The organism is Luteimonas lutimaris (assembly GCF_039537065.1).
GTDB classification, from domain to species: Bacteria; Pseudomonadota; Gammaproteobacteria; order Xanthomonadales; family Xanthomonadaceae; genus Luteimonas; species Luteimonas lutimaris.
The window spans coordinates 432,471-458,298 of record NZ_BAAAZU010000004.1 but is presented as its reverse complement, the minus strand read 5'-3'; the positions used below and the strand labels follow the sequence as shown (position 1 = coordinate 458,298).

The following is a 25,828-nucleotide window of genomic DNA, read 5'->3' as shown; positions in this document are numbered from 1 at the left end:
TGCCGCGACCGTAGCGGCGGGGTGGACGGAGGGTGTGTTAAGACTACGCTAACCACCGTAAAAATGATGTTATATGCACCCAATTTCAGCGAATTTCGCGCTATTTAGCGCGTTTGAACCGTTTTCGGCGTACACAGCGGGTCATCCGGCGCCGCTGCCGGCCTGGCCGACGTTCAGCAGGGTGGCGAATTCGTCCGCCGTCATGGGCCTGGCGATGCCGAATCCCTGGCCGGCGTCGCAGCCGGCATCGGCCAGCCATTGGCGGGTCGCCGGGTCCTCGATGCCTTCGGCGGCCACGGTCGCGCCCAGCTCGTGGGCCAGGCCGATGATCGCGGTGACGATGGCCTGGTCGGAATGCGAGGCCAGCAGGTTGGTGACGAACGAACGGTCGATCTTCAGCTCGTCCGGTGCCAGGTGCCGCACGTTCACCAGCGACGAGTGCCCGGCGCCGAAGTCGTCGACCGAGATCCGGATGCCGTGGGCGCGCAGGCGCGGGAGGGCATCGGCCACGCGCCCGGGTTCGCGCATGACGTCGGTTTCGGTGACTTCCAGCATCAGTCCCGCATCGGCGCCCGGGCAGGCCTCGATGATCGCGTCGACCAGCCGCGGGTCGGCCAGATCGTTGGCCGAGACGTTGACCGACACGTGCAGCGGCGGCTCGGTCGCCGGCCAGCGGCGGCGCTGCGCCAGGCCGCAGCGCACCAGGTGCACGCTCATCGCGCCGATCACCCCCGCCTGTTCGGCCATCGGGACGAAGTCTTCCGGCGCGATCGGGCCGTGTTCCGGGTGGTTCCAGCGCACCAGCAGTTCGGCGCCCAGCCAGCGGCCGCTGCGCAGGTCGACCTTGGGCTGGAACGCGAAGTCCAGGCGGCCGCTTTCGATGGCCGCTTCCAGGTCGGCCAGCAGTTCAGGGTCGCTCGACGCCGCGACCACGGCCGGCCGGCGCCTGCGCCGCCAGGCGATGGCGACCGCTGCGAGCGCGAGGACGGCCGCCAGTCCGGCCAGGATCGCGGCCCACGGCGCCCGGTCGCGCCGGGCGAGGTTGCCGATCCATTCCACGTACAGGTCGTTCTGCACCCCGTCGGCGCGCATGCGCTCGAGCGAGGCGTCGATGCGCGCGACCAGGTCGTCGTTGCGGCCCAGGCGGGTGGCGAACACGTACTTGCGCTCCAGCAGCGGCGGGCTCAGCGCGATCACGTCGTGCAGGCGCTGCTGGCTGATCGCGTAGTAGCCGATGCCGGTGGGCACCAGTGCGTAGTCGGCCTCGCCGCGCGTGACGGCCAGCAGGGCATCGGATTCGGCCTCCTGCTCGACCAGCACGACCCCGGGACCGGCCTGCGTGCGCAGGGCTTCCCAGGCCAGCCCGGCGTGCTGCACGGCGACGCGTGCGTTCGCCAGCTCGTCCAGCGACTGCAGCGTCGGTGTGCCGCGGCGCCCGAACAGCGCGTGGTGGCGCAGCATGATCGGCTGGGTGAACTGGAAACGCTGCTCGCGTTCGGCGGACCAGAACATCGGCACGATGTCGATCTCGCCGCGTTCGAGGCGTTCGAGCGCCACGTCCCATTCGCCCAGTTCGAAGCGTGGCTCCATGCCCATGTCACGCGCGAGCGCGCGCGCCAGCGCCACGTCGAAGCCGTCGGCGCGGCCTTCCGCGTCGATGAACTGGTAGGGCGGGTAGTGCGCATCGCCGCCCATGCGCAGCGTGGCTGGCGGATCGCCGCCGGCCACGGCGGGTGCGGCCAGCAGGCACGCCGCCAGGCACCATCCCGCAAGACGGGCCAGTGCCCCGCGACCATGCTCCCATCCCTTCCCCAAGGGCCTCATGGCTTCCCGTTCCCGGTTGGGCGGAAACTCCATCTTTAGCACGCCGGGCCGTTGCGTGGGGTGGTGGCCGTGGACGGCGCGATTGTTACAGTGGCCCGCGAATCCACGGAACGCGCGGAGCCAGCAACGCAATGAGCGGCCAGACACAGGAACAGATCGGTACCCCCGGACGCCCCTGGGGTGAGGCGGAAAAGGCGCAGTGGCGCGCGAGGCAGTCGCGCAGGCGTGGCTACGCCGACGAAGTGCTGGCGGCGATCGAACCGCTGCGCGCGCGCTTCGAGGTGTCCGAATACGGCCGCCTGGACTACGCGCCCGACGGCAGCTACCCGCTGCTGGCGATCCGCGGCCGGGACTGGGACGACGCCCTGCCGTGCGCACTGGTCACCGGCGGCGTGCACGGCTACGAGACCAGCGGCGTGCACGGCGCGCTGCAGTTCGTCGACCGCCACGGCGGGGACTACGCCGGCCGGATCAACCTGCTGGTGGCGCCCTGCGTCAGCCCGTGGGCCTACGAGCGCATCCAGCGCTGGAATCCGCAGGCGATCGACCCGAACCGGTCGTTCTTTGCCGGCACGCCCGCGGGCGAGAGCGCGGCGCTGATGGAACTGGTCGCGCCGCTGCGCGGGCGCTTCCTCGTGCACATCGACCTGCACGAGACCACCGACAGCGACGAGTCCGAATTCCGCCCGGCGCTGGCCGCGCGCGACGGCGAGCCGTTCGAACCGGGCGAGATCCCCGACGGCTTCTACCTGGTCGGCGACAGCGCCGATCCGCGGCCTGCGTTCCAGCAGGCGATCATCGAGGCGGTGGCACAGGTCACCCACATCGCGCCGGCCGATGCCAGCGGCGAGATCATCGGCTCGCCGGTGGTCGCCCCGGGCGTGATCGACTACGACGTCGTGCGACTGGGCCTGTGCGCCGGCATCACCGGCGCGGCGTACCGGACCACCACCGAGGTCTATCCCGACAGCGCGCGCGCGACGCCGCAGCAATGCAACGACGCGCAGGTGGCGGCGGCGCGCGCGGCGATCGACTTCGCACTGGCGCATGGCGGGGATGCCGGCGGGGGTTGATGCGGGTTTTCCCTGCTGAAGGCGCCGCTGCCACGGGGATGCCCGGCAGCCTGCGTGTTACGGCGCGCGCGTCGTTCCCAGCGCCTCGACCGCCTCCAGCGTCTCGGCGACGTGGCGGTTGGGATTGGAGTCCGAGTATGCGTGCACGATCTCGCCCGACGGCGCGATCACGTATGACGTACGGCTGGACAGCTCCGGCTTGCCTTCGAGGATCGCGTCGTACTGCGCGGCGATCTTCGCGCCTTCGTCCGCGGCGACCGCGAACTTGCCGCCGCAGTGCTCGGTTTCCTTCGAGAAATCGGCCAGTTCGCCGGTGTTGCCCGCCGTCACGCCGATCACGGTCGCGTGGCCGGCCTTGAACTTGTCGATCGCCTGCGAGAACAGCGCAGCCTCCAGGTTGCAGCCGGGCGTGTGCGCAGCGGGGAAGAAATAGACCACGACCGGCCCCTTCTCCAGCGCCTCGGCGAGCTTGAAGGTGAAGGGCTCGCCGGCGAGGTAAGCCGGCGCGCTGAAGTCGGGCGCGGTCGTGCCGGGCTTGAGCGCCGCGGACGCTGGCGCGGCGAGTGCGAGCACGAGGGCAGCGGCGGAGATGATGGCTTTCGCGGGGAATTTCATGGCGTGGCTCCGATGGACGGGCACGTTATACACCGCGTGCCATGACCGGGGCGCAGCCGTCGCGGATACACTGCGCGCAGCCAGGTATCCGCCCGGCCCCTGCAACGCGCCCCGGCTTGATCCGGATCAGCGCGGCCGGAGGCGGGCAAGCCCAGCGTACGGACTTCATTCCCGGGAGGACGACGCATGGCGTTCGATATCGTGGTGGTGGGAGCGGGCCCGGCGGGCCTGTGCTTCGCGCGTTCGCTGGCCGGCAGCGGCCTGCGCATCGCGCTGGTGGAGCGACAGGACGAGGCCGCGCTGGCGGCACCGGCCGACGACGGGCGCGAAATCGCGATCACGCACCGCTCGCGGCAACTGCTGCAGTCGCTGGGGCTCTGGGACCGGATCGACGGCGAACACATCGGCACGCTGCGCGAGGCATTGGTGCTGGACGGCAGGGACCGCGACGGGCTGATCTTCAGTCCCGCGCTGGCGGGCGCGCAGCAGCTGGGCTGGCTGCTGTCCAACCACGCGATCCGCCGCGCCGCCTTCGATGAAGTCGCGACGCTGCCCGACGTGCAGCTGTACGCGGGCGTGAAAGTGGCTTCGGTGCGCGCTGCGGCAGACGGCGCCGCGGTCGCGCTCGACGGCGGCGAGACGCTGCGGGCGGGTCTGGTGGTGGCCGCCGACAGCCGGTTCTCGGAAACGCGCCGCGCGGCCGGCATCGGCGCGAGCATGCACGATTTCGGCAAGACCATGCTGGTGCTGCGGATGCGGCACGAGGCGACGCATGCGCAGACAGCCTGGGAATGGTTCGGCGAAGGACAGACGCTGGCCCTGCTGCCGCTGCACGATCCGCATGTCTCTTCGGTGGTGCTGACGTTGCCGCCGCGGCAGATGCAGGCGCTGCTGGCACGGGACGACGCGGCGCTGGGCGCGGACATGGCGCAGCGCTTCCTGCACCGCCTTGGCGCGATGGAAGTGGCCGGTCCGCGCTGCGCCTATCCGCTGGTGGGCGTGTACGCGCACCGCTTCGTCGCCGACCGCGTCGCGCTGCTCGGCGACGCTGCGGTGGGCATGCACCCGGTGACCGCGCACGGTTTCAACTTCGGGCTGCTGGGTCAGGACGCGCTGGCGCGCGGACTGCGCAGGGCGCTCGACGGCAGCGTGCCGTTCTGGAGTCCGTCGGTGCTCAGGCGCTACGAGCGCGGCCACCGTGCCGCGACGCTGCCGCTGTACCTGGCGACGCAGGTGCTGGCCGGGCTGTATACCGACGACCGCCCGCCGGCGCGCGTGCTGCGCAAGCTGGCGCTGGGCGCCGGCGCGCGGCTGCCGCCGTTCAGGCGCATGGTGGTCGACGGCCTGGTTGCGGCCAATGACGGCGGGCGGTCGCGGCGACGCCGCGCGGGCGCATGACGCCGGCCGGAAGGGACCTGGTGGCCGTGGGAGTCCGGAGAACGAGCGGTACGCCGCGGGCCGGGCTCAGTCCTGGTCTTTCCGCTCCGCGTCTTCGCCGGACGTGGTGCCACGCGCAGCCTCGCGGGCTTCGCGCTTGCGCGCGTCCTTCTCGTCCTTCTTCTTTTTCTTGGCGATCTCGCGCTGGCGCTTCTCGAACGAATAGTTGGGCTTTGCCAATGAACTGCCTCGATACGGGGTGACCCATTGTACGGGTTGGCAAAAATGCGGCCCCTGAGGGCATTCGTGGTATGGCGCGGCAGTGCTCAGGCCCGCCCGGCGTGCGCCGCCAGCCAGCGGTCGAGCTGGTTGGCGAACGCCTGCCGGTCGCGCGCGTGCAAGGCGGCCGGGCCGCCGGTCTGGACGCCCGCGCCGCGCAATTCCTCCATGAAGTTCCGCATCGACAGCCGTTCGGCCATGTTGTCGGCGGTATAGCGCTCGCCGCGCGGATTGAGGGCTTCGGCACCGCGTTCAAGCACGCGCGCGGCAAGCGGGATGTCCTGGGTGACGACCAGGTCCCCGGCGCGGACGCGCTCGACGATCGCGCTGTCGGCCACGTCGAAACCGCCGGGCACCTGCAGCGCGTCGATGAAGCGCGACGGCGGCGTGCGCAGCCACTGATTGGCGACCAGTGTCACCCGTACCCGCGTGCGCTCGGCGGCGCGGAACAGGATGTCCTTGATCACGCCGGGGCAGGCGTCAGCATCGACCCAGATGCGGGGGGCGTCGTCGGTCACGCGTGGCGGGCCCGGCAGGGAAAGGGCGGCCATTGTGACGGATCGGACGCGCGCGGCATGCGGATCGACGGCGGCTTGACCCGGATCAGCGCGCCGTGGCCGGGGCCTCGGCACGATGATGTCGTGTCCTGCCCGGGAGGCTTCGATGGAGTTCCATGTCTACCTCGACGGCCCCGTGCCTGATCTCGCGGCGGTCGATGATGCGATCCGCGACGTCGATCCCGCCGCGGTGCTCGACGTTGATCCGAGCGGCTCGGTGATGCGCGTGGCCGCTGCGGTGAGCGCACGGGAGCTGGTCCAACTGCTCGGTGCGGCGGGTTATCCGGTGGATCGTGACCGCGTCAGCCAGCTGCCGTCGATCTGCTGCGGCGGCTGCAGCGGCTGAGACGCCGCCCGGTTCAATCCGGCTGCGGCTGCAGGGGTTGCAGCTCCAGGCCACCGCTTTCGCGGTGCAGCTGGCGCAGCCGCTCGCCGAGCAGGGCGAGGTTGTCGTCGATCGACGCCAGCCGCGACTGCCGCTGCGGCGGAAGCAGCGCGCGCGCCACGTCGCGCAGGCGCAGGTCCTGTTCGCGCAGGTGCCCGGTCTGCCGCAGTGCTTCGGCGGCCAGCGCGTCGCGCTCCGCTCGCTGTGGCAGGCCGTAGCCGGATGGCAGCAGTGCGGCGGGGCGGCTTAGCAGGCCTTCGAGTTCGAGCACGGCGCGAAGGTGCGCGCGTGCTTCGCCGGTCGATGCTTCGCCGGCCGCGTCGCGAGCGGGCAGCAGGCGCTTGAGTTCGTCGCGTGCCAGCAGCTCTTCGCGACGCTGCGCGGCTTCCTCGAGCAGCAGCAGCGCGGCGCTGGCGCGCAGGTTGGCGCGTTCCAGCCAGGGCGCGCGCCGGTCCGGGGGCAGGGCGAGCCAGTCCTCGACCCCCCGCTGCGGCAGCCCCAGCGCGTTGCGGGCGACGTCGAACATCGCCTGGTAGCGCGCGTTTGCCGCTGCGAAGCGGTAGCCCAGGCGCAGCGCCGCTGCCGGGTCGTCGAGCACCGCGGTGTCGGCGATCCCCGCACGCGCGAGTTTCCGCAGCAGGCCGTTGGGCGTGATGCTGGACAGGCGTTCGCCGGCCAGCCGCGGTACGCCGTCGTGCAGCAGTTTCCAGGTCTCGACCGCGCAGTTGTTGGTGATGAAGCGGTAGCGGCCGTCATAGCTCCAGTGCACGCGCGCGGCGCGTTCGAGCAGCCGCGCGATCTCGTCTCCGGACAATCGCAGCGGAATCGACTGCAGCCCGCGCAGTTCGACCTTCGTGTACTCGTCCACCACCTGCCGCAGCGGCAGCACGAACAGGCGCGAGGGGTAGTCGCCGGTGAGCCCGCGCCAGCTGGAGACCTGTACGTCGTCGACGAAGGCGCGGAACGAGAGCACGCGGTGCTCGGCCAGGTCCAGGCGGCAGTCCGGGCCGCGCGGGCGCCCGCGCGCGCAGACCACCAGCCGCAGCATGGCGTGGCCCCAGCGGCTCATGGGGCGGTCGTTGCCTTCGGCGAACAGGTAGTCGACCGCGTAGACGCGCGCAGGGTCGAGTTCGAGCAGCGGCGGCTGGTCGGCATCGGCATCGGGCTGCAGCCAGGGCAGGCCGGGCGCGCAGTCGGCCTGCGGCGGCGCACTGCCGAAATGCGCGGCGAAATAGCGATGCAGCGCCGGCCTGCGACAGGCGTAGTCCGGGTCGAGCAGGAAGTGCTCGAGATTCACCGCGACGAATTCGGCCGGGTTTTCGAGTTCGTACCGGTCGGGGCTGCGATCGACAAAGGCGTTGCGCGACAGGCGCAGGCCGAACCGCAGCGGGCCGACCTGCCAGCCGGCGAGGTCGAGCAGGCGCGGATCGCGAGACAGCCGGCCATGCGGGGATCGGTCGTGGACGTGGGCGAGTTCGTGGATGACGGCCGCCAGCGCGGCGCGGGTCGCAGGATCGTCATCGCCGGCGTCGCCGGGACGCGCGATCCAGTCGTCGAGCAGCGCGCGCCGCAGCAGCAACCTGTCGCCACGCACGCGGCCGTGGACATCGGGCGGCAGGTCGTCGCGCCACTCGACTACGGTGCGTGGGTCCAGCGCATCCGCCCAGGTGGGGGGAAGGCGCTGCATGGCCTCATCGAGGATCTCCCGCGCGGCCGCGGCCTGCGGTGGCGTCAGCGTACCGTCGTGCAGCTGCAGACGCGGCGCGGCGTGCAGCGATGCGGTGCAGGCCAGCAGCCACGCCGCCAGCCACGGCGCGGCGCGCCGCATGCGGAAAGTCGGGCAGGCGCCGGTGGCGCCCCGGCTCACTGCGCCAGGATGGCCCGCGCCAGCGCCATGTCGCTGGCCTCACGCGCGCGCGGATCGACTTCGCGCAGGTGCCGCAGCGCGGCCTCCAGCATCGCGCCGCGGATCTGTCCGTCGCTGGCGACGAATCCCGCCGCGTCGTCGCGCGCCTGCAACACGACCTTGTCGGAGCCGGAGGTGCTTCCCGAGGACGCCGACGAGCCCGCCGAGGAAGCGCCGGCGGAGGTGCCGGCAAAGCTGCCGGCCATGGCCGGTGCGACGAAAAACAGGGCCAGGGCGCAGAGCAGTCGCAGTCGGGGCATCGTTCAGTGTCCGGGGCTGGAGGAATCGGACCTGCATGGTACCGGCCGGCACCGGCCGATGCACCGCGGCGCGCCGGCTTGATATTGTCTGCGGGAACCGCGATATCTTGATTTCCCTCATACGTCGGCGCTGCAGGAGGCGACATGGCAACCGGTTGGGCAGGCGATGGCGCCGTGCAGGACCAGATCGACGCGACCGTCAAGGACGCGATCAAGCGCGTGCGCAGCCAGCTCCCGCAGGGACCGGGTCTGAAGCACTGCGAAGAGTGCGACGCGGACATTCCCGAGGCGCGACGCCGGGCGGTACCGGGCGTGCGATTGTGCGTGGACTGCCAGCAGGCGCGCGATGCCGAGAACAGCGCGTCGGCCGCCGGCTACAACCGGCGCGGCAGCAAGGACAGCCAGCTGCGCTGAGTGCCGTGGCCGCCATGCCTCCCGACCTGCCACCGGTCGCACCGGAAAAACCCCTGGCGTTCGACTGCTGCGAAAGCGGCTGCGACCGCTGCGTGTTCGACATCTATGCCGAAGAGCTGGCGCATTACGAGGCGCAGCTCGCGGCCTGGCGCGAACGCCATCCCGGGCAGGACCCCGCGCAGGCGCTTCAACAAGGCGGCTGAGTCCCGGCAAGCGCGCGTCGCGGGCACCTATAATCACCGGCCGTTTCCAGCAAGGCCGCCGTCATGGACACCACGCCACCGTGCCCCCAGTGCAAGGGCGAGATCACCTACCCCGACGACGACAACCTCGTCTGCGCCGAGTGCGGCCATGAGTGGCCCGCGTCCGGTGACGGCGACGCCGCAGCCACGCAGGTGCGCCCGCGCGACAGCAACGGCAACGAGCTGGCCGATGGCGACAGCGTGGTGGTCATCAAGGACCTGAAGGTCAAGGGATCGTCGATCCCGCTCAAGCAGGGCACGATGATCCGCGGCATCCGGCTGGTCGAGGACGATGCGGAGCACATCGAAGGCAACTCCGACAAGATCAAGGGACTGGTGCTGAAGACCTGCTTCCTGCGCAAGGCCTGAATCCGGCCGCAACCCGTGCGGCGTCAGCCCGCGGCGGGTTCGTCCACCTTCTTCAGCACCCGGGTCACGCCCAGCACCTCGACCTGGCCGCCGGCCTTCTCGAAGGCCGCGAGGTCGGCGGAAATGCGGTCGCTGGTCAATCGCCGCTGCGCGCCGGCGTCGGTGCTTTCCCGGGTATTCCTGCGAATGCGGGCCCTGGGGTTCTGCTTCTGGTCGGCCATCCGGATGCCTGCTCCTGTCCTGCGTGTGCGGCACGCGCGCCGCGTCGTGGCGGAATGGCGCACGCAAACCGCGAGCGTGCGCCAGTCCGGGTTAGCCCGGTGTTATCGGCGGTACCAGCTGCAGCGGGATCGCGTTCGCCATCTGCGCGCGGTAGGTGGCGCGCTCGTCGCGGCAGTACGCACTGCCCATCGCGAACTTCCTGCAGATCGCGGGGCGCTGTTCGTAGATCGAGCAGCACATGCGGTGCTGGTCGACGGCCACGCACCAGCCTTCCTCGTCGCGCGCCATCACCTCCAGCCCGTGTTCGGTGCGGGTGGTGAGGTGGCGCGGGACGCGGTCCTCCGGCATCAGCACCACCGTCAGCCGGCAGCAGACCGCGTCGCACGCGTCGCAGGATACGGACGGGTCGACGCCATCGAAATCCGCGTCGCGATCCCCGCCTGTGTCGCGCGCCACGGTCATAGTGTGGCCCCGGCAGTCACGGTGGCGACAGCGGCGCCTGCGCGCGAGTAGTGGAGCAGGCGCCCGCGGAACGGCGCCACGTCGCGCTCGTCCATCCGGCAGCGGATTTCCGACACCGCATAGCCCTGCGCGGCGAGCGCGCGGGTAAATGGCGCGCTGTTGCCGCGCCCCGGATCGGTGAACATGACCTCGGCCACCGGATGGGCGTGTTCGTGCATGAGCGCGGACAGGCGCTGCGCGTGGTCGCGCTCGTACAGGATGTCGCTGCCGATGACCAGGTCGAAGCGGCCCAGGCTGTCGTTCGGCGTGCCCCAGCGCAGGGTGCGGTACGGCACCGCGGGCAAGCCGTTGAGCGCGGAGTTGTAGGCAAGGAAGGTTTCAGCGAGCGGGTGGTAGTCGCTGGCGACGATGTCGGCGCCGCGATGCCGCAGGACGAGGCTCGCCAGCCCGAGGCCGCAGCCGAGTTCGAGGATGCGCTTGCCCGCGATGTCGTGCGTGGCCATGGCTTCGGCGAGCAGGCGTCCGGCCGGCCAGACGTGGCCGAACAGGCTCCATTGCGCGGAGGAAATGCCGAGGCGCTGCGCGTGGTGGTCCGGATCGGCGAACTGCTGCAGGTCGACCAGCGAACGGATGCGGTAGTCGTGGCCACCCAGGCGAAGGGTGCGGATATGGGTCTCGTAGCCCGGCATGGGCGCTCCCCGTGGAGGGCATCCCGGGAGCGGGGATGCGGCGCGAACCTGGGAGCGAGACGGCGACGTGGAATCGGCCGGGCGTAACGCGCGAAACAGCATGATGCCGCGGCCATGCTACGCCATCGGCCTGAAGCGGGCTTTACCACCTGCCGCGTGGATCGCCGCGCGCACCGGCGCGGCGCGCGTGGCGCCGTAAGATGGGGCGTCCCGCCTGGTGCGCATCCATGCCGCAATCCGCGCCGCTGATCCTGCCCGACGCCCAGTCCGATGCGCTGGAAGCCGCGTACGCCACGCCGCCGCGGGCGTACCACAACTTCGACCACGTCCGCGAAGTGCTGCGCCACCACGCCGACGTTGCCGCCGGTCCCGGCTGGGCGCAGCCGGTGGAAACCTTCCTTGCGGTGCTTTACCACGATGCCGTGTACGAGGCCGGCCGCGGCGACAACGAGGTGCGTTCGGCGGAAATGGCCGTCGCCGCGATCGCGCGCTGGCTGCCGGACGCCGGCATCGATGCGTCGCGCGTGGCCATGCTGATCGAACTGACCGCGCGCCACGGAAAGCTCGCGCCGGATGATTTCGGCGACGATGCGGTCGCCGACGACACCCGCCATTTCCTGGACTGCGACATGGCGATCCTGGGCGCCGAACCTGCGGTCTTCGACGCCTACGACCGGGGGATCGCCACCGAATACCGCGGCACCGTCCCGGCGTGGCTGTTCCGGCTCAACCGCCGCCGTTTCCTCAAGGCGCTGCTCGCCAGGCCGCGGATCTACCTGAGCGACTTCTTCCATGAACGCTACGACGCCCGCGCCCGCGCCAACCTGCGGCGCGCGGTGAACGAGAAGCGCTGACGATCCGCCGTGGGCCATCTCCCGGCGGCGGTTTTGCGCGGTCTCCGGTCCACTGCTAGATTCCGGCCGGTAATCGGGGATCGCCATGGCGACAGCGGGGGGAAGCGTGTCATGCATGGGCGGGGGCGCGATGCCCGGCGCCCGCAGGCGGCGCGTGGTCGTGTGCATGCTGTACGTCGTCGCGGCCGTGCTGCTCTCCGGCGCGGCAATGGCCCAGGCTGCATCGGGTTCCGGACCCGGCCGGCCGCTGCACGGGGCCGATGCGATCCATGCCGCGGACGTGGCGTCCAGCCAGCGCCTGCTCGACCTGGACTGGCTGCCCGGCGCGCTGCAGGAGCGCGTCGACAGGCAGCAGGCCCAGTCGCGGCGCCTGCTGGTGCTGCTGCTGGTGGTGCTGGCCGGTTCGCTGGGCTACTGGGCACTCAAGGCCCGGCGCCTGCAGGTGTCGCTGCGGCGCATGGCGGAAACCGACGCGCTGACCGGACTTGGCAACCGCCAGCACTTCCTCCGGCAATCGGCACAGGCGCTGCTGCAGGCGGAGCGCACGGGCGGGGACGTGGCGCTGGTGGTGTTCGACCTCGACCGCTTCGAATCGATCAACGACCGTTTCGGCCAGGACACCGGCGACTGGGTGCTCAGGCAGGTCGCCGGACAGTGCCGGACGCTTTGCCGGCGGGGCGACCACGTCGGCCGCATCGGCGGCGAGGAGTTCGCGATCCTGCTGCCGGGCCGCGACCTGCGCGCCGCCCGGAGCGTCGCGGAGGCCTGCCGGGTGCGCATCGCGGGCCTGGATTCGCGGCCGACCGGCCAACGGTTCATCGTCACCGCCGGCTTCGGGGTGACCGCATCCTCGCGCTCCGGCCACGACCTGGCGCGGATGCTCTCGCACGCGGACAAGGCGCTGGGCGCCGCCAAGCGCGAGGGGCGCAACCGGGTATCGGTGTTCGAGGGCGATGCCGGGTCGCGGGCGCGGCTGCAGGTCGTGGGTGAAGGCCGGCCCGGACAGGATGCGGGCTCGGCGGACCGCAAGCCTGCGTCGGGCCGTTCCTCCCGCGCCTGACGTCGCGGCGCCGGCGGGCCGAGCCCCGCACGATAGAATGGCGCATGGCCAAACTGCTGCTGAACCTGCGCAACGTACTCGAGGACGAAGCGGCCGACGTGCGCGCGTTCCTCGAGGAAAACGCGATCGCCTTCTACGAAACCAGACCCAGCCGCTGGGGGATTTCGCACGGCGGGATCTGGGTGGAGAACGACGCCGACATCGCCGAGGCCAAGCGGCTGATGGCCGGCTACCAGAAGCAGCGCCAGGCCCGTGTCCGCGCCGAGCACGAGCAGGCCGTGCGCGACGGCACCGCCGAGACCTTCGCCGACGTCGTCCGCGAACAGCCGCTGCGGGTGGCGCTGACGCTGCTGGCGATCGTGTTCCTGCTCGGCCTGGTCGCGCTGCCGGTGTGGCTGCTGCACCATTGAGCTGGGTTCCGCAATCCGGGCAAACCCCGGGTTGGGCAGGCAGCGGGGGCGTGGCAACGTGCCGCGTCCGCCAGCAGTGCCGCGCGTCGCGCGCGGCGTGGACCTGCCGGCGCGCACGGGCCGGCTAACGCCGGTTGAACATTTCCACGCCTAAAATGACCGGTCGCGCACTGCGCCATCGCATCCCCGGGGATCGCATCCATGTCCTGTTCCAACCGCGGCAGCCTCGCGCTGTCGATACTCGCAGCCTCCGTCCTGCTGCTTGCCGCCTGTTCACAGGGCGGACCGGCGTCCGCGCCCGCGGACCAGCCGGAAGCGAACACCGCGCCGGCGCCGCCGGCGATTCCACAGCACGACCCGACGGCCGCGCCGGCCGAACGCGCCGCGCCGCCGACGCTGCGCGCGGTTGTACTGGGTGAATTCGCGCCGGCCAACGCCGTTGCCGAGTCGGCGACCGGTGCACTGACCATCACCGACGGCGCGATCGAAGGCGCCAACGGCGCCAGCTTCAGCACCGAGCGCGTGGCCCTGGTCAACGGCGACGACCGCTTCACCGCCGATGCGCGCTTCGCCGACGCGATGATGATCGAGCCACGCCAGCAGGTGGAATTGCGCCACGTGATCGACGAAACCCCGCCGACCGATGCACCGGACCAGGCGCTGTGCGGCACGCTCAAGACCGGCCACCTGGCGATCGCCCGGGTCATGGACGGCGATGTCGAGGTGGTCAAGCTGCTGGCGCTGAGCGGTGAGGGACTGCCGGCCGGTTCGGCGACCGACGTCGGCCTGTGCGGCATGGCCGAGTACCGCGGCAAGTCCGGGTCCTGAGCGCGGCGTCGCGCCCGCGGTGACTGGCGCCGGCCACGTGGACGGCGATGCGGGCGTGGCGGCGAGCCGCCTGCAGCTGCCGGCCGGCCACTGGCCGACGCTCCTCGACGGCCTGTGCGCGCGGTTCCCCGCGATTCCCCGCGCGCAGTGGCTGGACCGGTTCGCGCGCGGCAGGGTGCAGGATCGCGACGGACGCGCGCTGTCGGCGACGGATCCGTATCGCGTCGGGCTGGAGCTGCGCTACTTCCGCGAGGTGGCCGGCGAGGCGCCGATCCCGTTCCGCGAGACCGTGCTCCACGCCGACGACGACCTCTGGGTGGTCGACAAGCCGCATTTCCTGCCGGTGGTGCCGGCCGGGCGCCACGTCGCCGAAACGCTGCTCGCGCGCCTGCGCCGGACGTCGGGCAATGCGGACCTGGTGCCGCTGCACCGCATCGACCGCGCCACCGCCGGGCTGGTGCTGTTCTCGGCCAGCCGCCGCACCCGCGCGCGCTACCAGGCACTGTTCCGCGAACGCGCCATCGACAAGACCTACGAGGCGCTGGCGCCGGCACTGCCGGACGTTGCGTTTCCCTGCGTCCGCCGTTCACGGCTTGCGCGCGGGGAACCGTTCTTCCGCATGTGCGAGGTCGAAGGCGAGGCGAACAGCGAGACCCGCGTCGACGTGATCGCCCGCAGCGAGGACATCTGGCGCTACCGCCTGCAACCGGTCACCGGCAGGAAGCACCAGCTGCGGGTGCACATGGCCGCGCTGGGCGCACCGATCATCGGCGACACGGTCTATCCGCGGCTTCTGGAAACGGATGTGGAAGACTTCTCGCATCCGCTGAAGCTGCTGGCGCGCGGGCTTGCGTTCGTCGACCCGCTGACCGGGCTGCGGCGCGAGTTCACGAGCCGGCGCGAACTCTGAGATCGCAGTCCGGGTCGCGTATCCGGCGAAAAAACGGGCCGGACGAAGACTATGGTGCTCTGGCGGGCGCGGCGCCCCGCGCAGCCAGCCACGCCACCGCACCTTCCCCCGCGCGCTTGCCGCTCGCGAAGCAGGCGGTGAGCAGGTAGCCGCCCGTCGGCGCCTCCCAGTCGAGCATTTCCCCGGCGCAGAAGGTGCCGGCGGGAACGCCGGGCCCCGGCGCAATCATCAGCGCCTCGTCCAGCGATTCGATCCGCACGCCGCCTGCGCTGCTGATGGCCTCGGCGATCGGGCGTGGCGCGTGCAGCGCCAGCGGCAGCCGCTTGATCGTGGCCGCAAGCGTGCCGGGATCCTGCATCGCGTCGTGGTCCAGCACTTCCCGCAGCAGCCCGGCCTTGGCGCCCGAGAGCCCTGTGTGGCGGCGGATGTGTTCGCCCAGGCTGCGGCCGCGCCGGGGGGCGGCCAGTGCATCGCGCAGCCGCGCCGCGGTGCGGCCGGGCGCGAGGTCGAGGTGGAGCAGGGCGCTGCCGTCGCGCGCGATGGCCTCGCGCAGGTCGGCCGACAGCGCGTAGACCAGACTGCCCTCGATGCCGGTGTGCGTCACGACGCATTCGCCCTGGCGCGACTGCTCCACGCCGGCGGCGTCGCGCCAGGTCGCGACCACAGGCTTGAGCGGCGCACCCGCGTGGCGTTCGGCGAAGTGTTCGCTCCAGCCGATATCGAAGCCGCAGTTGGCCGGCTGCAGCGGGGCGACGTCGACGCCGCGCCCGCGCAGCACCTCCTGCCAGGCACCGTCGGAGCCCAGCTGCGGCCAGCTGCCGCCGCCGAGCGCGAGCACGGTGGCGTCGGCACGGACCGTGCGCTCGCCATCGGGCGTGACGAAGCGCAGCGCGCCAGCGTCGTCCCAGCCCAGCCAGCGGTGCTGCACCTGGAAGCGCACGCCCTGGTCGCGCAGCCGCCGCACCCAGCCACGCAGCAGCGGCGCGGCCTTGAGGTCGGACGGGAATACGCGTCCGGACGTACCGACGAACGTCTCCACGCCCAGGCCCCGCGCCCATGCGCGCAATGCGTCGGCGTCGAAGTCGCGCAGCCATCCCGCGACTTCCCGCTCGCGCCCGCGGTAGCGCCTTGCGAACCCGGGCATCGGCTCGGAATGGGTGAGGTTGAGTCCGCCCTTGCCCGCGATCAGGAACTTGCGCCCGACCGAGCCCTTGCCCTCGAACAGGTCGACCTCCACGCCCGCCGCGCGCGCGACTTCCGCGGCCATCAGCCCCGCCGGCCCGCCGCCGACCACCGCCAGCGAGCTCACGCGACTTCCCCCGCGGCGTGGCCCGAGGCCCACGCCCACTGGAAGTTGTAGCCACCCAACCAGCCGGTGACGTCCACGACTTCGCCGATGAAGTACAGGCCGGGCACGCGCCGGGATTCCATCGTCGCCGACGACAGCTCGCGCGTGTCCACGCCGCCGAGCGTGACTTCGGCGGTGCGGTAACCCTCGGTGCCGCTGGCGGTGACCGGCCAGTGGTGCAGCTGCGCGGCGATGTCGCGCAGCTCGCGCTCGCCGTACTGGCGCATCGGGCGGTTCGGCAGCCACGCTTCGCACAGGCGCTGGGCGAAGCGCTTGGGCAGCTGTTCGGACAGTACGGTCCTGAGCTCGGCGGCCGGCCGTGCCTGGCGCTGCGCGCGCAGGAAGGCTTCGGCATCTGCGCCGGGCAGCAGGTCCAGTCGCAGTGCATCACCCGGCTGCCAGTACGAGGAAATCTGCAGGATCGACGGCCCGCTCAGGCCGCGGTGGGTCAGCAGCATGAAGTTGCGGAACGATTGCCCGTTGCACGAGGCCTCGACCGGCAGCGAGACGCCGCTCAGGTCCTGCAGCCGCTCCAGGTGCGTGCCGCTGAGCGTGAGCGGCACCAGTCCCGCGCGCGTGGGCAGCACCACGTGGCCGAACTGCTGCGCGAGCCGGTAGCCGAAGCCGCTGGCGCCCATGCTCGGGATCGACAGCCCGCCGCTGGCGACCACCAGCGATTCCGCGTGGAACGTGCCGCGCGCCGTGCGCAGCGCGAAGCCGCCTTCATCGCGCGCCCGCACATCCTCGATGCCGCAGCCGATCTCGATCCGCACGCCGGCTGCCCCGCATTCGTCCAGCAGCATGCGCACGACCTGTTTGGAGGACTCGTCGCAGAACAGCTGCCCCAGTTCCTTCTCGTGGTACGCGATGCCGTGGCGCTCGACCAGCGCGATGAAATCCGCGGGCGTGTAGCGCGCCAGCGCCGATTTGCAGTAGTGCGGGTTGGCGGAAAGGAAGTTCGCCGGGCCGGTGCCGATGTTGGTGAAGTTGCAGCGCCCGCCGCCGGACATCAGGATTTTCTTGCCGGGCTTGTTGGCGTGTTCGACCACCAGCACCCGCCGTCCGCGCTGCCCGGCGGTCATCGCGCACATCAGCCCGGCCGCGCCGGCGCCGACCACCACGACGTCGAACGCTTCGGCCATCGCGTCAGTGCGACCGGGCGGCGGGCGCCATGCGCACGCGGGACTCGACCGTCAGCGACCCGCCGTCGCCATACAGCTCGAACTGGCCGTCCTGCACCATGGCCTGCAGCCGCATCGTGCGGTTGGCGAGCGCGACCAGCGCGCCCACCGTGGCATCGTCGATGTCGAGCACGGTGAGGTTGTCGATGCGCGACAGCGCGGCGCGATGCTTGTCCCACCAGATGTCGGCGCTGCGCCCGCCGTAGTTGACCACGACTACCTCGCGCGCGCGGCCGGAGGCCTTGCGGATGCGCGATTCGTCGGGTTGGCCGAGGTCGATCCACAGCTCGATTTCGCCATCCAGCGACTTGCGCCACAGGTCGGGTTCATCGTCGCTGGACAGCCCGTGGCCGAAGGCCAGCGCGTCGTCGGCGTGCAGCGCGAACGCCAGCAGCCGCACCATCAGCCGTTCCTCGGTTTCGGACGGATGCCGGGCCAGCGTGAGCGCATGGGTGGCGTAGTAGTGCCGGTCCATGTCGCTGATCTGCAGTTCTGCCTTGTAGACGGTGGATTTGAGCGCCATGCGGCCAACGGGGAGGGGATGCGGGCGCATAGTGTAGGCCGCGCCGGCCCGCGGGCCGGTGCTTCCGTAGAATGCGCGCATGGTCACCAACATCGCCGCCTACCACTTCGCCGCCGTCGACGATCCCGACGCGCTGGCCGCGAGCCTGCGCGAATCGGCCGCCGCCGGCGGGCTGCTGGGCACGGTGCTGGTCGCGCCGGAAGGGATCAACCTGTTCCTGGCCGGCGCCGACGGCGGGATCGGGCAGTTCCTGGCCCGGCTGCGCGCCGACCTGCGCTTCGCCGGCCTGCAGGTGAAGTACAGCCGCAGTGCGACGCAGCCGTTCGCGCGGCTGAAGGTCAAGGTCAAGCCGGAGATCATCAGCTTCCGCCGCGAAAAGACCTCGCCGCTGGAAGGCCGCGCGCCGGCCGTCGCGCCCGTGGACCTGGCGCGCTGGATCGCGGACGGACACGACGATGCCGGCCGGCGGCTGGTGCTGCTCGACACCCGCAACCGCGAGGAAGTCGCGCATGGCAGCTTCGCCGGCGCGCTGGCGCTGCCGATCGACAACTTCACCGAACTGCCCGAGGCGCTGGCGCCGCACCGTGACGCGCTGCGCGATGCCACGGTGGTCAGCTTCTGCACCGGCGGCATCCGCTGCGAAAAGGCCGCGCTGTGGATGCGCGCGGACGGCATGGACAACGTGCTGCAGCTCGACGGCGGGATCCTGGGCTATTTCGAACAGGTTGGCGGACACGGCTACGACGGTCGCTGCTTCGTGTTCGACGGGCGCGTCGCGCTCGATCCCGCGCTGGCCCCGCTGGTCGACGGCGCGGAGGCCGCCGCGTGAGCTGGCTGGCGCTGCTGCTGGTACCGCTGGCGCTGTACCTGGCGTACAAGCTGGTCGGCGTGGCGATCAAGGCCGTGCTGGCCGTCGTGGTGGTGGTGGCCGTGTACTGGTGGGCCGCGCCGCAGATGGGCTGGCCGACGGTGCCGGACCTGTTCTACGTGTTCGGCCCGGACTTCGACGGGAAGCGGATCGAGGAAGTGGTCGACCCCTCGAACCTGGCCAGGCAGGCCACCGGCAAGGTCGTCGACGGCGTCGACGGGGTCATCGGGCGCAGTGGAGATCCGCTGCCGGAGCCGGTGCAGCCGTTGCCGGTGGAGGATGCGCCGGGACCTGCAGCGCCCGCGTCGCCCGCGGAACCGATGGACGCGGACGGGCAGGCGGTCGAACCGCGCTGATCCCGCGGGGCGTCACGACGCGGCGGCAGCACCGTGCCGCGCCAGCGCCCAGTGCACGTGTTCGCGAACGACCGGGTCGGGCGCGTCGCGTCGCGACTGCAGCGCGGCGATCACGTCGGGCGTCGTCGGGGCGTTGCCCAGCGCGACGGCGATGTTGCGCAGCCAGCGCGCGTGCCCGCTGCGGCGGATTGCGGAGCCTTCCGTGCGCTGCAGGAATTCTTCTTCCGTCCATGCGAACAGCTCGGCCAGCGTGGCGCGGTCGAGGTTGTTGCGCGCGCGGAAGTCGGGTTCGTCGGTCTTCTTCGCGAACTTGTTCCACGGGCACACCAGCTGGCAGTCGTCGCAGCCGAAGATGCGGTTGCCGATCAGCGGCCGCAGCTCTTCGTCGATGCTGCCTTCGTGCTCGATGGTCAGGTAGGAAATGCAGCGGCGGGCATCGAGCCGGTGCGGCGCGGTGATCGCGCCGGTGGGGCAGACGTCGATGCAGCGCGTGCAGGTGCCGCAGTGCCCGCTGGCCGGCGGGTCGACCGGCAGCGGCAGGTCGAGGTAGATCTCGCCGAGGAAGAACCAGGAGCCGCCGTCCCTGTCGATCAGGCAGGTGTGCTTGCCGATCCAGCCCAGCCCGGCGTTGCGCGCCAGTGCGCGTTCGAGCACTGGCGCCGAATCGACGAACACGCGGTGGCCGAACGGCCCGACTTCTTCGGCGATGCGGTCGGCCAGCTTCTGCAGCCGGTTGCGCATCAGCTTGTGGTAGTCGCGGCCGAGCGCGTAGCGGGCGACGTAGGCGCGCTCGCCCTCGGCAAGCGTGTCCCAGGCGCTGTCGTCGTCGTTGCGGCCGTAGTCCAGGCCCACCGAGACCACCCGCAGCGTGCCGGGGATCAGTTCGGCGGGGCGCGAGCGCTTGTCGCCGTGGCGGGCCATCCACTCCATCGAACCGTAGAGCCCCTGTGCGAGCCAGTCACGCAGGTGCTGTTCGTCCTCGCCAAGCTCGATGCCGGTGATGCCGCAACGCTGGAACCCGGCTTCGCGCGCGAGCGCGCGGATCCGCAGGGCAAGCGCGGCGGGGTCGGGGGCGGGAGGGCTGGCAGGGGACTGGGACACGGTGGCGCAAGTATAGAATCGCGCCGATGAGCGGCCGCCTTCCCCTGTTCGACAACGCCGCGCTGCGCAGTGCGGAAACCCGCGCCGCGACGCGGCTGGGGGATAATTTCGTGCTGATGCAGCGCGCCGGGCTGGCCGCATGGCACTGCGTGCTGGCGCACTGGCCGCAGGCGCAGCGGCTGGTCGTCGTTTGCGGGCCGGGCAACAACGGCGGCGACGGCCATGTGCTGGCGCGGCACGCACGCGAGGCCGGGCGTCCGGTGCGGGTGCTGCGACTGCCGGGGCACGAACCACGCGGCGACGTGGCGATACGCGCCGAACGCGAATACCGGGAGGCGGGCGGCGGGATCGGGACGTTCGCCGGTGCACTGGGCGAAGCCGACGTGGTCGTCGACGCGCTGTTCGGCATCGGCCTGAAGCGCGCGCCGGACGGCGGCGCGGCCGCGCTGGTGTCCGCGATCAACGACGCGGCACTGCCCGTGCTCGCGCTCGACGCGCCCAGCGGCGTGGATGCCGACAGCGGCTGCGTGCTCGGGGTCGCTGTGCGGGCGATGCGCACGCTGCAGTTCCTCGGCGCGCACGCGGGGCTGGCGACCGGCCAGGCGCTCGAACATGTCGGCGCGCGCGAGCTGGCGACGCTCGGGATCGACGACGACATCCTGCCGCCGGGCGAAGCCATCGCCGAGGCGCTCGACGCGCGCGCGCTGGCCGGCTTCCTGCGCCCGCGCGGGCGCAATTCGCACAAGGGCGAGTCCGGCCGCGTGCTGTGCGTCGGCGGCGACCATGGCAAGGGCGGCGCGGTGCTGCTGTGCGCCGGGGCCGCGCTGCGCACGGGCGCCGGGCTGGTCGACGTGGCGACGCGTGCCGCGCACGTTCCCGCGCTGCTGGCGCGGCGACCGGAAGCAATGGCGCACGCGATGGAATCTGCGCGGGAGCTGGCCGGCCTGCATGCGGCGGCCGATGTCGTCGCAGTCGGTCCGGGTCTGGGCCAGGATGCGTGGGGCAGCGAACTGTTCGCCGCGCTGGTCGACGGCGATGCGCCGCTGGTCATCGACGCCGATGCACTCAACCTGCTGGCCGCGGCGCCGCGCACGCTGCGCGTGGACACGGTGCTTACCCCGCACCCGGGCGAAGCGGCGCGGCTGCTGTCCACGTCGACCGTGGACGTGCAGGGCGATCGCCGCGCTGCCGCCGCGGCTCTGTGCGAGCGATACGGCTGCGTGGTCGTGCTCAAGGGCGCCGGCACCGTGGTCGCCGCGCCCGGCCGCAGGCCGCGCATCATCGACGCCGGCAACCCCGGCATGGCCGTCGGCGGCATGGGCGACGTGCTGACCGGTGTCATTGCCGCGCTGCGCGCGCAGGGGCTGGACGCGTTCGACGCCGCCTGCTGCGGCGCGCTGCTGCACGGCGCCGCGGGCGATGCCGCCGCGCGCGACGGCGGTGAACGCGGCCTGCTGCCGTCCGACCTGTTCGCCCCGCTGCGGCGGCTGGCCAACCCATGAGCGAGACGATGATCGAACGCTTCCTGCCCGACGCCGACGCCACCGACGTGCTGGGCCGCGCGCTGGCCGCCACCCGGCCGGCGACCGCCGTGGTCCACCTGTCCGGCGACCTCGGCGCCGGCAAATCCACGCTGGCGCGCGCCTGGCTGCGGGCGCTGGGCGTCGAGGGGCCGATCCGCAGCCCGACCTACACGCTGGTCGAGCGCTACCCGGTTCCCGGCGGCGAGGCCCTGCATCTGGACCTGTACCGGATCGGCGGCGCCGGCGAGCTGGAATTCCTCGGCTTGGACGAGGCCGGCGCGGTGCTGTGGCTGGTGGAATGGCCTGAACGCGGCGCCGGCGCGCTGCCGGCGCCCGACCTGCTGGTGGAACTGGCGGTGGCGGGCGAGGGCAGGACCGTGCGGCTGCGGGCGCCGGGGGCGGAGGGTGCTGCGTGGCTGGCCCGGCTGGTCGATCATGGCGACTTGCAGGGCTTTCCTGAATCGAACCCGTAGCAAGGTCCCGCATGCCCCGGATATATAAGGAAAAAATACTTGCAAATCCGGGAATCTGGTGCTTGACTACGCGACATGCGAGTCAAGGGGATCTCCTTCCAGCAAGTCATTCTCGGCGCGGCGCTGCTGGCGGCGCTCTGCTGGAATCTCGCGCACGCCTCTGAAATCAACAACTTGCGTGTTTCGACCGCGGCGACGGGGACCCGTGCCGAGATCAGCCTCGATACCCGGGTCGAATACAAGCTCCTGAGCCTGTCCAACCCGGACCGCCTGGTGGTGGACCTGCCGGGCGCGCAGCTGCCGCGCGATTTCAAGCTCCCGGCCGCTGCCGGACTGGTGAAGGATGTCCGTGCCGGCCATCCGGAGCCGGGCGTGACCCGCATCGTGTTCGACCTGCACGCCCCGGTCGTGGCGCTGAAGCCCCACTTCGAGGCCGGCCCCGACGGGACCCGGCTGGTGGTGGAATGGCCCGGCGACAACGGCGGCGATCCGATCGCGCGCATCGCCGCCGCGGCTTCGACGCCGGCCGCCGGCGCCGCCGCGTCCAGCCCGGCACCCACGCCCGCCGCGCCGCAGCCCACGCCGCAGCCGGCCGACCCGGCCCTTGCTTCGGCCGCGGCGACCTCGCGGCTGATCGCCTCGACGACGCGGCCGTCCAGCCCGCCCCCCGCCGCCGTGACCCGGCAGGCTGCGCCGCCTCCGTCGCAGGCGCAGGCGCAGGTGCCGCAGTCGCAGCCGCAGCCTGCTCCGACTCCGGCACAGGCAGCGCCGCAGGCGTCCGGCACCGTCGCCACCGGCGTGCCGACCCGCATCGCCACCGGCGTGCCGACCCGCATCGCCACCGGCGTGCCGACGCCTGTCAACCCCCCGCAGGTGCCGGCCGACGCGCCCGGCGTCGCGCCGAAGCCGCCGACCGTCCGCCAGGGTGCCGGGCGGACGCTGGTCGTCGCCATCGACGCCGGCCACGGCGGGCAGGACCCCGGCGCGATCGGCAAGAGCGGTCGCCGGGAGAAGGACGTCACCCTCGCCGTTGCCCGCGAACTGGCCAGGCAGGTCAACGCCACGCCCGGGCTGAAGGCCTACCTGACCCGCGACAAGGACGTGTTCATCCCGCTCAACCGGCGCGCGCAACTGGCGCGTGCGGCCAAGGCCGACATCTTCGTCTCGATCCATGCAGACGCCGCCGAGAACCGCAGCGCATCGGGCGCCTCGGTGTACGTGCTCTCGCTCAAGGGCGCGTCTTCGCAGCGCGCGCGCTGGCTGGCCGACAAGGAAAACGCGGCCGACCTGATCGGCGGGCGCATGCCGCAGGCCGGCAATACCCTGGCCTCGGTGCTGCTCGACCTCACACAGAGCGGCCACATGAAGGCCTCCGAGGACGCCGCGCGCCACGTGCTCGACAGCCTTGGCACCGTCGGCAACACCCGCCGCGTGGAGCGCGCCAACTTCGCCGTGCTGCGCACCTCGGACATGCCGGCGATGCTGGTCGAGACCGCCTACATCTCCAATCCCACCGAGGAACGCCTGCTCACCGATCCGGCCTACCAGCGCAAGCTGGCCGGCGCGATCCTGCGCGGCGTGGACACCTACTTCCTGCGCCAGCCGCCGCCGGGCACGCTGTACGCCGCGCGCGCCTCTGCGCAGGCCGAATCCGGAGCCGGCGGCAGTCCCTGATCCAGGCAGAAGCGTTCTTGCCGCGGATTTGCGCGGATTGGCACGGACAAGACACGTTGGGGATGCTTCGGTCGACCGGCTGCTGGCGCATGGTCCCGTGCCTGGCCCAGGCCATTACCCCATCTGCTTTGATCCGCTCCGATCCGTGGCAAAGAGCGCTTGCGCCGTTCCCCACGGGACCAGGCAGGCGCGGCTATCATTGCGCCGGTGAGCATCCAGCAGCTTCCCGACACCCTCGTCAACCAGATCGCCGCCGGTGAAGTCGTCGAGCGGCCCGCATCCGTGGTCAAGGAACTGGTCGAAAACGCGCTCGACGCCGGTGCGCGCCGGGTCGACATCGACCTCGAAGAAGGCGGCGTGCGCCTGATCCGCATCCGCGACGACGGTGCCGGCATCGCGCCCGATGAACTGCCGCTGGCGGTGTCGCGGCACGCCACCAGCAAGATCGCCTCGCTCGACGACCTCGAAGCCGTGGCCACCCTCGGTTTCCGCGGCGAGGCGCTGCCGTCGATCGCCTCGGTCAGCCGGTTCGTCCTGTCCTCGCGCCGCGACGGTGACGTGCACGGCACCAGCCTGCAGGTCGACGGCGGCAAGCTGGGCGAAGCGGCGCCGACGCCGCACCAGCGCGGCACCACGGTGGTGGTGCGCGACCTGTTCTACAACGTGCCGGCGCGGCGCAAGTTCCTGCGCGCCGAGCGCACCGAACTGGGCCACATCGAGGAATGGCTGCGCTCGCTGGCGCTGGCGCGGCCGGACGTCGAGCTGCGCGTCAGCCACAACGGCAAGCCCTCGCGCCGCTACAAGGGCGACGGCCAGCCGGGCCTGCCGGGCGTGTCGTCCGGCGATCGCCTCGGCGAAACGCTGGGCGAGGAGTTCGCCAGGCACGCGCTGCGCGTCGAGCACGAGGGCGCCGGCCTGCGCCTGCACGGCTGGATCGCGCAGCCGGTGTACTCGCGCGCCAGCGCCGACCAGCAGTACCTGTACGTCAACGGCCGCAGCATCCGCGACCGCAGCGTCGCGCACGCGGTGAAGCAGGCCTACGCCGACGTGCTGTTCCACGGCCGCCAGCCGGCGTACGTGCTGTTCCTCGAACTCGACCCGACGCGGGTCGACGTCAACGTGCATCCGGCCAAGCACGAGGTGCGCTTCCGCGATGCGCGGCTGGTGCACGACTTCGTCTACCGCACCCTGCATGACGCGCTGGCTGAAACGCGCGCCGGCATGGGCGTGGCCGTGTCGACCGGTGCCTCGCAGCCGGCGGGCGGGATGCCGGCCGGGGCCGGTGGTCCGTTGCCGTCCTGGGCGGCGCATCGCCCGCAGGCCGATCTGTCGCTGCGGGTCGACGACGCCCGCTCCGCGTACGCACAGCTGTATGCGACGCCGGCCAGCGCGGTTGCGCCGGTGGACGGGCAGGGCGCCGGCCCGGTGCCCGCGCTGCCGCCGACGCAGGACGAACGCACCCCGCCGCTGGGCTACGCCATCGCCCAGCTGCACGGCATCTACGTGCTGGCCGAGACCGGCGACGGCCTGATCGTGGTCGACATGCACGCCGCGCACGAGCGCATCGGCTACGAGAAACTCAAGAACGCGCACGATGGCGAAGGCCTGCGCACGCAGCCACTGCTGGTGCCGCAGACCGTTGCCGTCAGCGAGCGCGAGGCCGACGTCGCCGAACGCGAGGCCGCCACGCTCGCCGACCTCGGCTTCGAGGTTTCGCGCACCGGTCCGCAATCGCTGCTGCTGCGCAGCGTGCCGGCGCTGCTCGCGCACGGCGACACTGAGGCGCTGCTGCGCGACGTGCTGGCCGACCTGCGCGAGCACGGTGAAAGCCTGCGCATCCGCGCCGCGCGCGACGAGCTGCTGTCCACGATGGCCTGCCACGGCGCCATCCGTGCCAACCGCAGGCTGACGATCCCGGAAATGAATGCACTGCTGCGCGAGATGGAAGCCACCGAGCGCTCGGGCCAGTGCAACCACGGTCGCCCGACCTGGGCGCGCTTCAGCCTGCCGGAAATCGACCGCTGGTTCCTGCGAGGACGTTGACG

Annotated in this window: 30 protein-coding genes; 17 read left to right on the top strand and 13 right to left on the bottom strand. The window is 71.8% G+C overall.

The annotated features are described in order from the left end of the window. Positions 1-141: 141 nt before the first annotated feature. Positions 142-1,815: an EAL domain-containing protein gene (locus tag ABD679_RS06250; protein WP_344759086.1), complete on the bottom strand. Its 1,674-nt coding sequence runs from the start codon at positions 1,813-1,815 to the stop codon at positions 142-144. A 140-nt stretch (positions 1,816-1,955) separates the two neighbouring features. Here ABD679_RS06250 and ABD679_RS06245 point away from each other — a divergent pair, with 140 nt between their 5' ends. Beyond that, the gene (locus tag ABD679_RS06245; RefSeq protein ID WP_344759085.1) at positions 1,956-2,897 is read left to right on the top strand and encodes a M14 family metallopeptidase; all 942 of its coding nucleotides are present in this window, start codon (positions 1,956-1,958) and stop codon (positions 2,895-2,897) included. Positions 2,898-2,954: 57 nt separating this feature from the next. On the opposite strand, the gene ABD679_RS06240 is transcribed toward ABD679_RS06245, so the two are convergent. Beyond that, on the bottom strand, positions 2,955-3,512 hold the full coding sequence (locus ABD679_RS06240) for a peroxiredoxin (protein ID WP_344759084.1): 558 nt from the start codon (positions 3,510-3,512) through the stop codon (positions 2,955-2,957). Between the two features lie 186 nt (positions 3,513-3,698). On the opposite strand from ABD679_RS06240, the gene ubiM reads away from it, so the two are divergent. Next, the gene (gene ubiM, locus ABD679_RS06235) at positions 3,699-4,910 is read left to right on the top strand and encodes a 5-demethoxyubiquinol-8 5-hydroxylase UbiM (RefSeq protein WP_344759083.1); all 1,212 of its coding nucleotides are present in this window, start codon (positions 3,699-3,701) and stop codon (positions 4,908-4,910) included. Positions 4,911-4,976: 66 nt separating this feature from the next. On the opposite strand, the gene ABD679_RS06230 is transcribed toward ubiM, so the two are convergent. Next, complete coding sequence (locus ABD679_RS06230) at positions 4,977-5,129, bottom strand: hypothetical protein (RefSeq protein ID WP_344759082.1); 153 nt, start codon at positions 5,127-5,129, stop codon at positions 4,977-4,979. An 86-nt stretch (positions 5,130-5,215) separates the two neighbouring features. Then, the gene (locus tag ABD679_RS06225; protein WP_344759081.1) at positions 5,216-5,719 is read right to left on the bottom strand and encodes a YaiI/YqxD family protein; all 504 of its coding nucleotides are present in this window, start codon (positions 5,717-5,719) and stop codon (positions 5,216-5,218) included. 112 nt (positions 5,720-5,831) lie between these two features. On the opposite strand from ABD679_RS06225, the gene ABD679_RS06220 reads away from it, so the two are divergent. Continuing rightward, entirely contained in the window at positions 5,832-6,071 is a 240-nt protein-coding gene (locus ABD679_RS06220) for a hypothetical protein (protein WP_344759080.1), read from the top strand. A gap of 13 nt (positions 6,072-6,084) precedes the next feature. Here the strand turns inward: ABD679_RS06220 and ABD679_RS06215 are convergent, their stop codons facing one another. Beyond that, positions 6,085-7,938 (bottom strand): DUF7844 domain-containing protein, encoded by a 1,854-nt coding sequence (locus ABD679_RS06215; protein WP_344759079.1) that lies wholly within the window; start codon positions 7,936-7,938, stop codon positions 6,085-6,087. A gap of 35 nt (positions 7,939-7,973) precedes the next feature. Then, complete coding sequence (locus ABD679_RS06210) at positions 7,974-8,276, bottom strand: DUF2388 domain-containing protein (RefSeq protein ID WP_344759078.1); 303 nt, start codon at positions 8,274-8,276, stop codon at positions 7,974-7,976. Positions 8,277-8,420: 144 nt separating this feature from the next. On the opposite strand from ABD679_RS06210, the gene ABD679_RS06205 reads away from it, so the two are divergent. The 3 genes from ABD679_RS06205 to ABD679_RS06195 all read left to right on the top strand — a co-directional run bounded on the left by ABD679_RS06205 (position 8,421) and on the right by ABD679_RS06195 (position 9,301). Then, complete coding sequence (locus tag ABD679_RS06205) at positions 8,421-8,690, top strand: DksA/TraR family C4-type zinc finger protein (RefSeq protein WP_344759077.1); 270 nt, start codon at positions 8,421-8,423, stop codon at positions 8,688-8,690. 14 nt (positions 8,691-8,704) lie between these two features. Further along, positions 8,705-8,893 (top strand): oxidoreductase-like domain-containing protein, encoded by a 189-nt coding sequence (locus tag ABD679_RS06200; RefSeq protein WP_425561853.1) that lies wholly within the window; start codon positions 8,705-8,707, stop codon positions 8,891-8,893. 63 nt (positions 8,894-8,956) lie between these two features. Continuing rightward, positions 8,957-9,301: a zinc ribbon domain-containing protein YjdM gene (locus tag ABD679_RS06195; RefSeq protein WP_344759076.1), complete on the top strand. Its 345-nt coding sequence runs from the start codon at positions 8,957-8,959 to the stop codon at positions 9,299-9,301. Positions 9,302-9,324: 23 nt separating this feature from the next. On the opposite strand, the gene ABD679_RS06190 is transcribed toward ABD679_RS06195, so the two are convergent. From ABD679_RS06190 to ABD679_RS06180, 3 genes are all read right to left on the bottom strand, one after another. Then, the gene (locus ABD679_RS06190; RefSeq protein WP_344759075.1) at positions 9,325-9,522 is read right to left on the bottom strand and encodes a hypothetical protein; all 198 of its coding nucleotides are present in this window, start codon (positions 9,520-9,522) and stop codon (positions 9,325-9,327) included. Between the two features lie 91 nt (positions 9,523-9,613). Further along, entirely contained in the window at positions 9,614-9,979 is a 366-nt protein-coding gene (locus tag ABD679_RS06185) for a YkgJ family cysteine cluster protein (protein WP_344759074.1), read from the bottom strand. Positions 9,980-9,981: 2 nt separating this feature from the next. Then, the gene (locus tag ABD679_RS06180) at positions 9,982-10,674 is read right to left on the bottom strand and encodes a class I SAM-dependent methyltransferase (RefSeq protein WP_344759073.1); all 693 of its coding nucleotides are present in this window, start codon (positions 10,672-10,674) and stop codon (positions 9,982-9,984) included. Between the two features lie 227 nt (positions 10,675-10,901). Here ABD679_RS06180 and ABD679_RS06175 point away from each other — a divergent pair, with 227 nt between their 5' ends. From ABD679_RS06175 to ABD679_RS06155, 5 genes are all read left to right on the top strand, one after another. Beyond that, on the top strand, positions 10,902-11,528 hold the full coding sequence (locus ABD679_RS06175) for an HD domain-containing protein (RefSeq protein WP_344759072.1): 627 nt from the start codon (positions 10,902-10,904) through the stop codon (positions 11,526-11,528). A gap of 166 nt (positions 11,529-11,694) precedes the next feature. Next, positions 11,695-12,588, top strand: coding sequence for a GGDEF domain-containing protein (locus ABD679_RS06170; RefSeq protein WP_344759071.1), 894 nt, complete (start codon positions 11,695-11,697; stop codon positions 12,586-12,588). Positions 12,589-12,632: 44 nt separating this feature from the next. After that, complete coding sequence (locus tag ABD679_RS06165; protein WP_344759070.1) at positions 12,633-12,998, top strand: DUF6164 family protein; 366 nt, start codon at positions 12,633-12,635, stop codon at positions 12,996-12,998. A 201-nt stretch (positions 12,999-13,199) separates the two neighbouring features. Further along, positions 13,200-13,826 (top strand): hypothetical protein, encoded by a 627-nt coding sequence (locus tag ABD679_RS06160; RefSeq protein WP_344759069.1) that lies wholly within the window; start codon positions 13,200-13,202, stop codon positions 13,824-13,826. Positions 13,827-13,845: 19 nt separating this feature from the next. Beyond that, on the top strand, positions 13,846-14,736 hold the full coding sequence (locus tag ABD679_RS06155) for a pseudouridine synthase (protein ID WP_344759068.1): 891 nt from the start codon (positions 13,846-13,848) through the stop codon (positions 14,734-14,736). A gap of 49 nt (positions 14,737-14,785) precedes the next feature. On the opposite strand, the gene ABD679_RS06150 is transcribed toward ABD679_RS06155, so the two are convergent. The 3 genes from ABD679_RS06150 to ABD679_RS06140 are packed head-to-tail and all read right to left on the bottom strand — an operon-like array spanning position 14,786 to position 17,788. Beyond that, a complete protein-coding gene (locus ABD679_RS06150; RefSeq protein ID WP_344759067.1) occupies positions 14,786-16,045 on the bottom strand; it encodes a TIGR03862 family flavoprotein in 1,260 nt (419 codons plus the stop codon). After that, positions 16,042-17,226: a BaiN/RdsA family NAD(P)/FAD-dependent oxidoreductase gene (locus tag ABD679_RS06145; protein ID WP_344759066.1), complete on the bottom strand. Its 1,185-nt coding sequence runs from the start codon at positions 17,224-17,226 to the stop codon at positions 16,042-16,044. Before ABD679_RS06145 ends, ABD679_RS06150 begins: the two co-directional genes overlap by 4 nt. Positions 17,227-17,230: 4 nt before the next feature. Beyond that, complete coding sequence (locus ABD679_RS06140) at positions 17,231-17,788, bottom strand: YaeQ family protein (RefSeq protein ID WP_344759065.1); 558 nt, start codon at positions 17,786-17,788, stop codon at positions 17,231-17,233. Positions 17,789-17,867: 79 nt separating this feature from the next. Here ABD679_RS06140 and ABD679_RS06135 point away from each other — a divergent pair, with 79 nt between their 5' ends. Both ABD679_RS06135 and ABD679_RS06130 read left to right on the top strand, forming a co-directional pair. Beyond that, positions 17,868-18,617, top strand: a complete 750-nt coding sequence (locus ABD679_RS06135; RefSeq protein WP_344759064.1) for a sulfurtransferase — start codon at positions 17,868-17,870, stop codon at positions 18,615-18,617. Then, complete coding sequence (locus tag ABD679_RS06130; RefSeq protein WP_344759063.1) at positions 18,614-19,012, top strand: hypothetical protein; 399 nt, start codon at positions 18,614-18,616, stop codon at positions 19,010-19,012. The genes ABD679_RS06135 and ABD679_RS06130 overlap by 4 nt, the downstream gene beginning before the upstream one ends. 12 nt (positions 19,013-19,024) lie before the next feature. On the opposite strand, the gene queG is transcribed toward ABD679_RS06130, so the two are convergent. Next, entirely contained in the window at positions 19,025-20,113 is a 1,089-nt protein-coding gene (queG, locus tag ABD679_RS06125; RefSeq protein WP_344759062.1) for a tRNA epoxyqueuosine(34) reductase QueG, read from the bottom strand. Positions 20,114-20,139: 26 nt separating this feature from the next. Between queG and ABD679_RS06120 the strand changes: the two genes are divergently transcribed. From ABD679_RS06120 to mutL, 4 genes are all read left to right on the top strand, one after another. Continuing rightward, on the top strand, positions 20,140-21,615 hold the full coding sequence (locus ABD679_RS06120; protein ID WP_344759061.1) for an NAD(P)H-hydrate dehydratase: 1,476 nt from the start codon (positions 20,140-20,142) through the stop codon (positions 21,613-21,615). Positions 21,616-21,623: 8 nt separating this feature from the next. Further along, positions 21,624-22,109, top strand: coding sequence for a tRNA (adenosine(37)-N6)-threonylcarbamoyltransferase complex ATPase subunit type 1 TsaE (tsaE, locus tag ABD679_RS06115; protein ID WP_344759146.1), 486 nt, complete (start codon positions 21,624-21,626; stop codon positions 22,107-22,109). Between the two features lie 75 nt (positions 22,110-22,184). Next, on the top strand, positions 22,185-23,783 hold the full coding sequence (locus ABD679_RS06110) for an N-acetylmuramoyl-L-alanine amidase (protein WP_344759060.1): 1,599 nt from the start codon (positions 22,185-22,187) through the stop codon (positions 23,781-23,783). A 207-nt stretch (positions 23,784-23,990) separates the two neighbouring features. After that, on the top strand, positions 23,991-25,826 hold the full coding sequence (gene mutL / locus ABD679_RS06105) for a DNA mismatch repair endonuclease MutL (RefSeq protein ID WP_344759059.1): 1,836 nt from the start codon (positions 23,991-23,993) through the stop codon (positions 25,824-25,826). Positions 25,827-25,828: the final 2 nt, after the last annotated feature.